Source organism: Streptosporangium sp. NPDC003464 (genome assembly GCF_053588315.1).
The window spans coordinates 1-9630 of record NZ_JBSFPS010000340.1; the positions used below are offsets into that span (position 1 = coordinate 1).

Genomic DNA, 9630 nt, shown 5'->3' on the forward strand with positions numbered 1-9630 from the left:
GCCCTCCCCCGCATCCATCCCGAACCCAGGGGCCGACACATGAACCTCCGTGAACCCAACGACCTCACCCTCGTCGAGAAGGCGTCGCTGACCTCCGGGAGCAGCACCTGGCAGACCACCGCGATCGGCGGGCGGGTCCGTGCGGTCACCCTGACCGACGGCCCGCACGGCATCCGGCGGCAGGACCCCGCGGCGGGCGACGCGCTCGGGCTGGGCCGCAGCCTTCCCGCCACGTGCTTCCCGCCGGCCGTCGCCCTCGGCTCGTCCTGGGATCCGGAACTGGCGCGGCGGGTGGGCGCGGCCCTGGCCAGAGAGGCGTCCGCGCTGGGTGCCGATGTCGTGCTGGGCCCCGGCGTGAACATCAAGCGCTCACCGCTGTGCGGCCGCAACTTCGAGTATTTCTCCGAGGACCCGCTGGTCAGCGGGGTGATGGGCGCGGCCGTGGTCACCGGGATCCAGTCGTCGGGGCTCGGGGCGTGCGTCAAGCACTTCGCGGTCAACAACCAGGAGACGGACCGGATGCGGGTGAGCGCCGACGTCGACGAGCAGACGTTGCGCGAGATCTACCTGCCCGCCTTCGAACGGATCGTGCGCGAGGCCGCGCCGTACGCCGTGATGTCGGCCTACAACAAGATCAACGGAGTCTACGCCAGCGAGAACCGCTGGCTGCTCACCGAGGTGCTGCGGGAGGAATGGGGCTTCGACGGCCTGGTGGTGTCCGACTGGGGCGCCGTCAACGACCGGGTCGCGGCCCTGGCCGCCGGCCTCGACCTGGAGATGCCGCCGACCGGCACCGACGAGCGGATCGTCGCGGCGGTCCGCGCCGGGCACCTGGAGGAGTCGGCGGTCACCGCGGCGGCCGAGCGCGTCATCCGGCTGGGGCACCGGGTCGAGGGCGCGCGGCGCTTCGACGGCTGGGACGTGGACGCCCATCACGAGCTGTGCCGTGAGGCCGCCCGGGCCGGGACCGTCCTGCTGAAGAACGACGGTGACCTGCTGCCGCTGGACCCGGCCGCCTCCCAGCGGATCGCCGTCATCGGCGAGTTCGCGCGCACCCCCCGATATCAGGGCCACGGCAGCTCGCACGTCGTGCCCACCCGCCTGGACACTCCCTGGGACGCGCTGCGTGCCGCCGCCGGCCCCGGCACCACGCTCTCCTTCGCCCCGGGCTTCACCCTGGACGGGGCACCGGACGCCGCTCTGGTGGCGGAGGCCGTGGCGGCCACGGCCCAGGCCGATACGGCGCTGGTGTTCCTCGGCCTGCCGGAGGCGGCCGAGTCCGAGGGCTTCGACCGGACCACGCTCGAACTTCCGGCCGACCAGATCGCCCTGCTGCGCGCGGTGTCGGCGGCCTGCTCCCGGGTCGCGGTGGTGCTGGCCAACGGCGGCGTCGTCACGGTGGCGCGGTGGCAGGACGCGGTGCCCGCGATCCTGGAGGGCTGGCTGCCCGGCCAGGCCGCCGGGTCCGCCCTGGCCGACCTGATCTTCGGGCTGCACAGCCCGGGCGGGCGGCTCACCGAGACCATCCCGCTCAGCCTCGCCGACACCCCCGCCCACCTGCACTTCCCCGGCCAGGACGGGCACGTGGTCTACGGCGAGGGCCGCTACGTCGGATACCGCCACTACGACACGCTCGACGTCCCCGTGGCCTACCCCTTCGGCCACGGCCTGAGCTACACCCGCTTCTCCTACACCGACCTCGACGTGGCCCCGACCGGCGACAACGCCTGGACGGTGCGGGCCACCGTCACCAACACCGGCGGCAGGTTCGCCCACGAGGTGGTGCAGCTCTACGTGGCCTTCGCCGAGGAGACCCCCTCCCGGCCCAGGCACGAGCTGCGCGGGTTCGCCAGAGCCGGGCTGGAGCCCGGCGAGTCGCGCCGGATCTCCTTCGAGCTGACCGGCCGGGACATCGCCCGCTGGTCGCCCTCCCGGCACGGCTGGCGGATCGACCCGGGGCGCTTCACCGTCGAGGTGGGGGCCTCCTCGCGCGACATCCGCCTGCGCGCCGAGGTGACCACTCCCGGGGACGGGCTGGTCGACGAGCTCGGGCCGATGTCCACGCTGGGCGAGTGGCTGGACCACCCCGTCGGCGCCAGGGTGCTCGGCGAGCGGATCCAGCGGATGGCCGGCCTGTCCGCGCTGTCCGCCGGCGACTCGATGCTGCTCGCCCTGGCCCGCGGCGTCCCGCTGGCGAAGTTCGCCACCTTCGGCATCGGCGTCACCCCGGAGGTCGTCGCCGAGCTGGTCGCCGAGGCCCGCAGCGCGCCCCCGTCGAAGGCTCCCTGAGCACCCTGCGTGAGACGGTGACCGCTGAGCCGCCTCTCCCCCGCGCCCGCTGAGGTCAGGCGGGCGGGGCGGGGGCGGACTGGTAGAGCTCGCCGCGGCCGGCGAGGGGGAGGGCGGGGACGCCGGCGGGGACGAAGGCGGCGGTGCCGGCGGTGAGGGTCAGGGCGTGCTCGCCCCGGCCGGCGGTGATGGCGCCGGACACGCAGAGGAGGACGCGGGGACCGTCCGAGACCAGCTCGGCCCGCGGGGTCTCCAGGGTCAGGGTCGCGCGGGTCAGCTCGAACTCGCGGACCGGGGGCGACCAGCGGACGACGCCGGGGGCGACCGGCTCCGGGGAGATGACCGGCGTCTCCAGGGGTTCGAAGCGGACCACCCGGAGGAGCTCGGGGACGTCCACGCGCTTGGGGGTGAGGCCGCCGCGCAGCACGTTGTCACCGGAGGCCATCACCTCGACCCCCACGCCGCGCAGGTAGGCGTGCGGGTTCCCGGCGGGCATCCAGATGGCCTGGCCGGGCGCGAGCCGTACGTGATTGAGCAGGAGGGAGACGACCACGCCCGCGTCACCGGGGTAGTGGACGGCCAGGCGGGCGGCGACCTCGTAGGCCGGGTCCACGTCGCCGAGCTTGGCGCACGCGGCCGCGACCTCGGCGACCAGGGCGGCACGGGCCGCCGGGGAGAGGGTCAGGGCCGCGGTGAACGCCTCGCGCAGGCCCTCGGGGCCGCGCAGGAGGGCGGCGACGGGCCGCAGCGCGGGGACGTCGATCCGGTCGAGCAGGTCCGCCGCCGCCTCGGGGGCGCGGAAGCCGCACAGCGCCTCGAAGTCCCCCATGGCCAGGAGCAGCTCGGGCTTGTGGTGGGGGTCGCGGTAGTTGCGCAGCTCCGGGGGCAGCCCCGCCGCCTCCTCGGCCGCGAAGGCCGCGCGCGCGTGCTCCGCGTCCGGGTGGGCCTGCAGCGACAGCGGCTCCTCGGCCGCCAGCAGCTTCATCAGGTACGGCAGGCGTGGCCCGAACTCGGCGGCGACGGCGGGCCCCAGGACGCCCCGGGGATCAGCGGCGACGATCTCGTCCAGCGGCCGGCCGCCGATCCGGGACGGGGCACCGGGGTGCGCGCCCAGCCACAGCTCGGCCTCGGGTTCCGGGCTCGGCACGGGGCGGCCCTGGATCCCGGCGATCGCGCTGCGGGATCCCCAGGCGTACGTGCGCACGGTCCCGTCGAGCCGGTAGGCCCCGGGCGGCAGGGCGCTCACGCCACCGCTCCCGCCGCCGGGACGGGCCGCCGGGTCAGCGCGGCGGCCCCGACCAGCCCGGCGTCGCCGCCGAGCGCGGACGGGCGGAGCCGTACGCGCCGCAGGAAGTCCAGCCCGGCCAGCCGTTCGGACCAGGTGCGCAGCGGGGCGAACAGCACGTCCCCGGAGCGGGCGACGCCACCCCCGACCACGACGAGGTCGAGGTCGACGACGGCCGCGGTGGACAGCAGCGCCCCGGCCAGGGCGCGGGCGGCGCGGTCGAACGCGGCGGTGGCGACCGGCAGGCCCTCGCGGGCATCGGCGGCCAGCACGGCGGCGTCGACCTCCGGCTCCCCGGCCCGCCACCCCTGACCGCGCGCCCAGCGCACCATGCCCGGCCCGGAGGCGTACGTCTCGACGCAGCCACGCGAGCCGCACGCGCACGGCTCACCCCCGGGATCGACGATCATGTGGCCGACGTGCCCGGAGTTCCCCGAGGGCCCGAACCGGGGCGCGCCGTCCAGCACCAGGCCGCCGCCGACGCCCGTGGAGACGACCACGCCGAGCAGCGCACGAGACCCGGCGCCGGCCCCGGCGAAGTGCTCGCCGAGCGCGAAGCAGTGCCCGTCCCCGGCCAGCACCACGGGCCGGCCGAGCGACTCGGCGAGCCGGTCCACGAGCGGGAACGCGCGCCAGGCGGGGATGTTGACCGGGCTCACGGTGCCGGCGCGCGGGTCCAGCGGACCGGCCGAGCCGACGCCGAGCGGCGCCTTCCGCGCGATGTCCCCGGCGGCGGCCACGACGCGCGCGGCGAGCCGCGCCACCGTCCGGAACACCTCCTCGGGGTCGTCGGTGCGCGGCGTGGGACGGGTCCAGCGGTGCGAGACGGCGCCGCGGGGATCGACGAGCGCGGCGGCGATCTTGGTGCCGCCGATGTCGACGGCCAAGGCATGGGTCACGGGGGTTCTCCGTCAGTGGCGGTGGTGGTTGTCGGGCTGGGCGGGGTCACCGGGGTGCTCCAGTCCCGGCACCAGCCGCAGCCGGTGAGCGCGCGCGTGGTCGAGCCACCGCACGAACGCCAGCCGGCGTGCGGCGTCGAGGAGGCCGTCTGCGGGGCCGGACGGGTCCGGCTCCGGCCCGCGGCGGGCGAGAAGGGTGGCGGTCCAGGGACCGGCCGTCACGGTCTGGCCCGGTACGGCGGAGCCCAGCGCCCCGGCCAGGTCCGCGGGCAGCGAACCCGGCTCGGCGTCGAACTCGCCGTCCGGCGTGCGCAGCCGCCAGACCGGCCCGGCGGGCGGCCGCGCGGTGGACTCCCGGTAGGCGGCCGCCTCCGCGGGGGTGACGGCGACGCCGGCGGTGACGGCCTCGTACACGGCGCGGACGGCCGCGCTGCCCTCGTACGCCGCCGCGGCGATGGAGCCCAGCTCGACGGCGGCCCGCTGGTCGAGCCGGACCGGCGGGGCGTCCCCGGGGTCGAGCCCGCGCGCGGCGGCCTCGGCGGCGCACAGCTCCTCGGTCAGCACGACCTGGGCCACCCAGCGCGTGAGCTGCCGGTCCTCGGCCGTGCCCGGCGCGGGGAGCGCCGTGGACCGGGGCCCGGCCCGCAGGGCGCCGAGCCGCCGGTCCAGCTCGGCGCGCGGGAGGGGGGCGCCGTCGAGCCAGCCGAGCACCGGACCCACGCCGGGCGCGGCCGGCTCCCCGGTGACGGGTGCGTACCCGGGGACCGGATGCCCATGCCCGTGCCCATGCCCGTGCCCGTGGTGACCGTCCGTCACGGGGCCACCACCAGCTCGACGGTCGGGGCGTACTGGCAGCGGCCGTACCACATGACCTTGACCAGGGCCCAGGAGGAGCCGGGGGCGGCGTCGCGCGGCGCGGCCACCTCGAACTCGGCGGTGGCGCTCTCCCCCGCCGCGAGGGCGAACCCGCGGACCGGGTCGGCGACCAGGTCCCAGGTGCCCCAGGGCGAGACGAGCTGCAGCTCACCGCGGATCTCGCCGCGGGTGCGGTTGCGCAGCGTGAGCCCCAGCACGGCCTGGCCGCCGGGGGCGACGCGCACCGACCGCGCGGTCACCTCCACCGACAGGCCGGTGTCGCGGCCGGGGTTGTCCTTGCTGCCCTGCGCGGCCACCCAGTCCTCGGGGACGTCGCCGGGCACGGGCAGCACGCCGGGCAGGTCGCCGACCGCGATCGTGACCACGTCCTCGACGGTCTGGCCGGCGTGCTCGAACCGGGCGGCGGCGAAGTACATCCCCGGCTCCACGCCCTCCGGCGGGATGACCGTCACCGGGAACCGCAGGTGCCCGCCCGCCGCCAGCCGGTACGGCCGCCGCGTCAGGCTCGCCGTCCAGCCCTCGGGGGCGAGGATCTCCACGGCCCCCTCCACGTCGGCGTCGAGCAGGTGCGAGGAGAGCACCACCGACACCTCGGCCGGCTCCCCACCGGTCCGCACGAGCCCCGGTGAGGCCGCGACGCTCACCGGCAGGTACCCCATCGGCGCCGGCCCCCGGTTGTGCAGCCAGTACCGCGAGTGCACCGGCTGCGCCGCCTCGGCCGCCGGCCCCAGCGCCGCCCCGCCGTACGGCGGCACGCCCGCGGCGGCGGCGTCGTACGACGGCAGGCCGGGTGCGGCGATCACGGTGGCGACCTCGGCGCCGGTCAGCGCGATGGCGCCCGGAACGGGTCCGCCCCGGCGTTCGAGCAGGTCGGCGCGGTATGCCTCGGTGAGGGCAAGTGCGCCGGAGAGGGTGGCGTCACGGCCGTGGCCGGTGGACTCCATCAGGCGGACGGTCACGCCGGACGCCGGGTCCGGAGCGGCGGCCGATCCGTGCGCGGTCGGGTTGCCGGCCGGCTTGAGGGTGCCGACCAGCACCTCGCGGGCGGGCTGGACCCGCAGGTACGACCGGGCCGGCGGCAGCGGGCCCGGGTGCGGCTCGGCGACCACGGCGTACAGCGGGTGGTTGAACTCCTGCCCCCTGGGCGGGCAGCGTCAGCGTGCGCCAGTCGCCCTCGCCGGAGACCAGCGCGTAGCGGAACTCGTGGGTCCAGTGCATGAGCTGGAAACCCGCGCCGTCGGGCAGCGTACGGCGGGGCGGGTCGATCCACACGCCGGACGGCCAGCCGGTGCACGAGCGCATCAGCGACAGGTGCAGCGTCCCGGCCGGATCGACGGCGAAGCCCGGCAGGCCGTAGGTGAGCAGCGCGACGGTGTGGTCGGTGAGCAGCTCGGACTCCGGGATCTCCCCCGGGCAGGCGACGCTCACGCGGGCGTCGGCAAGGTCGGCGGTCAGCGCCGCGGGGTCGGTGGTGACCAGGGCGGGCAGCGCGCGCAGGTCGCGCAGGTCGGCGTTGGGCCGCCAGACCTCGCGCAGCGGCCGCGCGGCCGGCACCCAGACGCGGCCGTCCCGCTCCAGGGTCTCGGCGTAGGCCGCCCCGGCGCTCTCCAGCAGCTCGCGCACCGCGTCGTTCTCCTCCGGCCCGCCGATCATGATCCGGAAGTCGGGGAGGTTGGAGTCCACGTCGAGCCAGCCGTACCGGGACCAGTCGGCGCTCGCCGTGGTCGCGGTGACCCCGGCCCGGACCAGCGCGACGAGCAGGTCGCGGACGCCGGCGGCGTCCTCCAGCGCGGGCACGACCACCTCGGCGACCCCGAGCGCCCGGTCCCCCGGGGAGCGGCCGTCGGGGCCGGTGAGCGTGACGCGGGCGGTGGAGCCCAGGCCGAACCAGGTGTTGGCGGGGTTGTCGAGGGTCCACGGCGCCTCGGCGGCGTCCACGTCGGGCAGGGCGAACCCGCGCCCGACCACGGCCCCGGCCACCTCGCTCACCGGGAGCGCGCCGGGGAGGTCGGCGGGGAAGCTCAGCCGCAGCAGCCGGTCCGCCCCGCTGTAGTCGAGGACGCGGGTGCCGAGGTCCACCCGGTCCACGCCGTCCCAGAGCGTGACGGTCTGCTCGTAGCCGATGCCGTCCACCGTCCCGGTGATCACCAGACGCTCGCCGAGCGGGCAGGTCTCGCGGCGCACCCGGGCCGCGCCCTGCGCCGCGCCGACGACCGGACCCTTGGGCACCAGGTGCCAGGGGCCCTCGCCGAAGTCGGGGTGGGCCGGATACTCCTCGTAGACGCGCAGCTCGTTGCCGACGCATCCCTCCCGGACCAGCTCGCGCCCCGCCTTCTTGTCGAACACCCCGGACAGGCCGCCGCCCCGCTCGGGGTCGGCGGTGACGCGGTAGCGGGCGTTCTCGACCGTCACTCCGACGGCGGGAGTCCACGCGGGTCCCGCGTCCGACGGGCCGGGCAGCAGCCGCCAGGTGCGCCAGCCGGTGGCGGGCACGTCCTCGGCCAGGAACCGCAGGGTCCCCCGGTCGACGACGCACGGCACCTCCGCGCCGGCGTCGTCGAGCACCCGGCCGCCGTCGAGCCCGGCGGGCAGCCGTACGGCCACCGGCGCCGACCGGTCGAAGGACAGCGTGTTCGCGACGACGACCGCGACACCCTCGCCGGTGGTGTCCACGCGGGCGACGAGCGACCCGAGCGAGGCGTCCAGTACGGCGGCCGCCAGGTCGTACGCCTCGCGCCAGCCGGACAGCAGGTCCAGGTAGACCTGGTCGGACTCGCTCCCGGTGATCGCGTCGTGGTGCGCGCCGTACGCGAGCTGCCGCCAGACCTTGTCCAGAGCGGCCTCGGGGTAGCTCCCGAGCCCTTCGAGCGCGGCGAGGGTGGCGAGCTTCTCCGCGTCCACGGCGGCCACCTCGCCCGCCCGCTGCGCCTGCTTGGTGTCGATGTAGGAGACGTCCTTGCCCGTGTAGATCGGGTTCATGTCCCGGGTCTGCGGGCTGGGCCGCCGCCCGGAGGCCGCCAGCTCGGCCCGGACCGCGTCGAGGAAGTCGCGCGGGGTGGCGCAGACGAAGCGCGGCCAGACGTAGCGGGCGTTCCAGGAGCGGTGGATCTCGGTGACCCACTTGTTCGGCGGGGTGTAGTCGGTGCCCACGGGCAGCAGCAGGTTCCTCGTCGCCCCGACCGGCTTGAGCTTGCGGTACAGCTCGTACACGGCCTTCTCGGCGGTGGCCAGGTCGGCGGAGGAGTCCATCCACCAGCCCGCCGAGTAGTGGTGCGGCATGAAGTGCGTCAGCACCCCGAGCCCCGAGGGGGAGATCCACTCGAACTCGCTCGGGAACTGCATGACCGTCGCGTCGTCCTTGGCCTCGCGGAAGTTCTTCTGGATCGGCCCCCACTGGTGGAACGGCCCGCGCGCCCAGGCGCTCCCGGTCAGCCCGGCCGCCGCGAGGTATCCGGGGAACTGCGGGTCGTGCCCGAACGCGTCGAGCTGCCACGCCGTCGCCGGCTCCCCGCCCAGGATGTCGCGCTGGTAGCCGATGCCGTACACGATGTTCCGGATCGTGGTCTCGGCCCCGGTCAGGTTGGTGTTGGGCTCGTTGTAGGTCCCGCCGACCAGCTCGACCTGCCCGCGCTCCATCAGCAGCCGCAGGTCGGCGCGGCGCTCGGGGTGCACGTCGAAGTACGGCTTGAGGTAGTCGATCTCGGCCAGCACGAACTTGTAGACCGGGTCGCGCAGCGCCAGGTCCAGGTGCGCGTCCACCAGCGCGAAGCCGTTGCGCTCCCACAGCGGCCGGGTGGTGGCGTCCCCGGACAGCAGTTCCCAGGGCGAGGTGTACGCCGCCTGCGTGTTCCACCACACCGGGTCGTAGTGGAAGTGCGAGACCATGAACATCGTCCAGCCGGGCTCGGCCACGACGACCACGCCTTCGGCGCGCGCGTCGCCCGCCGTCACCACGACCGGCAGTTCGGCCCCCGGGACCGGGTCGGCGATCTCCAGCGGGACCTCGACCTCGCCGGAGCCCTCGGCCTCGCCCGCCACGCCGAGGCCGGTGACGGCGACCCGCGCGGGCGGGCCGTCGAGCGTCACGCGCAGCACCTGGCGCGGGGCGTCCTCGGTGCCCGCGAACAGGTCCGTGGACTCCACGGAGACGATGGTGACTGACACGGGATTCCTCTCTGCGGGTCGGTGACCCACGTGGTCGGCGGCCGGCCGCGGCTTCACCGCGGCGGCGGGGACGGCGATCGACGGCCACGTGCTCGACAAGGCGCTCGACCGCTATCG

General features: G+C 76.1%; 6 protein-coding genes. 1 reads left to right on the top strand and 5 read right to left on the bottom strand.

Annotated features, from left to right (window positions below; genetic code table 11):
- Positions 1-39 precede the first annotated feature (39 nt).
- The gene (locus ACWDS7_RS43240; RefSeq protein WP_451934024.1) at positions 40-2289 is read left to right on the top strand and encodes a glycoside hydrolase family 3 C-terminal domain-containing protein; all 2250 of its coding nucleotides are present in this window, start codon (positions 40-42) and stop codon (positions 2287-2289) included.
- Positions 2290-2344: 55 nt separating this feature from the next.
- Here the strand turns inward: ACWDS7_RS43240 and manA are convergent, their stop codons facing one another.
- Genes manA through ACWDS7_RS43265 form a run of 5 tightly spaced genes read right to left on the bottom strand, consistent with a single transcriptional unit; the run spans position 2345 to position 9513 of the window.
- Positions 2345-3535, bottom strand: a complete 1191-nt coding sequence (manA, locus tag ACWDS7_RS43245) for a mannose-6-phosphate isomerase, class I (protein ID WP_451934025.1) — start codon at positions 3533-3535, stop codon at positions 2345-2347.
- A complete protein-coding gene (locus tag ACWDS7_RS43250; protein WP_451934026.1) occupies positions 3532-4473 on the bottom strand; it encodes an ROK family protein in 942 nt (313 codons plus the stop codon). The genes manA and ACWDS7_RS43250 overlap by 4 nt, the downstream gene beginning before the upstream one ends.
- 12 nt (positions 4474-4485) lie before the next feature.
- The gene (locus ACWDS7_RS43255) at positions 4486-5289 is read right to left on the bottom strand and encodes a DUF7158 domain-containing protein (RefSeq protein ID WP_451934027.1); all 804 of its coding nucleotides are present in this window, start codon (positions 5287-5289) and stop codon (positions 4486-4488) included.
- Entirely contained in the window at positions 5286-6293 is a 1008-nt protein-coding gene (locus ACWDS7_RS43260) for a COG1470 family protein (protein ID WP_451934028.1), read from the bottom strand. The genes ACWDS7_RS43255 and ACWDS7_RS43260 overlap by 4 nt, the downstream gene beginning before the upstream one ends.
- On the bottom strand, positions 6268-9513 hold the full coding sequence (locus ACWDS7_RS43265) for a glycoside hydrolase family 38 N-terminal domain-containing protein (protein ID WP_451934029.1): 3246 nt from the start codon (positions 9511-9513) through the stop codon (positions 6268-6270). Before ACWDS7_RS43265 ends, ACWDS7_RS43260 begins: the two co-directional genes overlap by 26 nt.
- Positions 9514-9630 lie beyond the last annotated feature (117 nt).

What these genes read in the sequence shown, in the direction of transcription:
- ACWDS7_RS43260 (WP_451934028.1), bottom strand. Translation starts at nt 6,293, where the DNA reads ATGGAGTCCACCGGCCACGGCCGTGACGCCACCCTCTCCGGCGCACTT.
- ACWDS7_RS43240 (WP_451934024.1), top strand. Translation starts at nt 40, where the DNA reads ATGAACCTCCGTGAACCCAACGACCTCACCCTCGTCGAGAAGGCGTCG.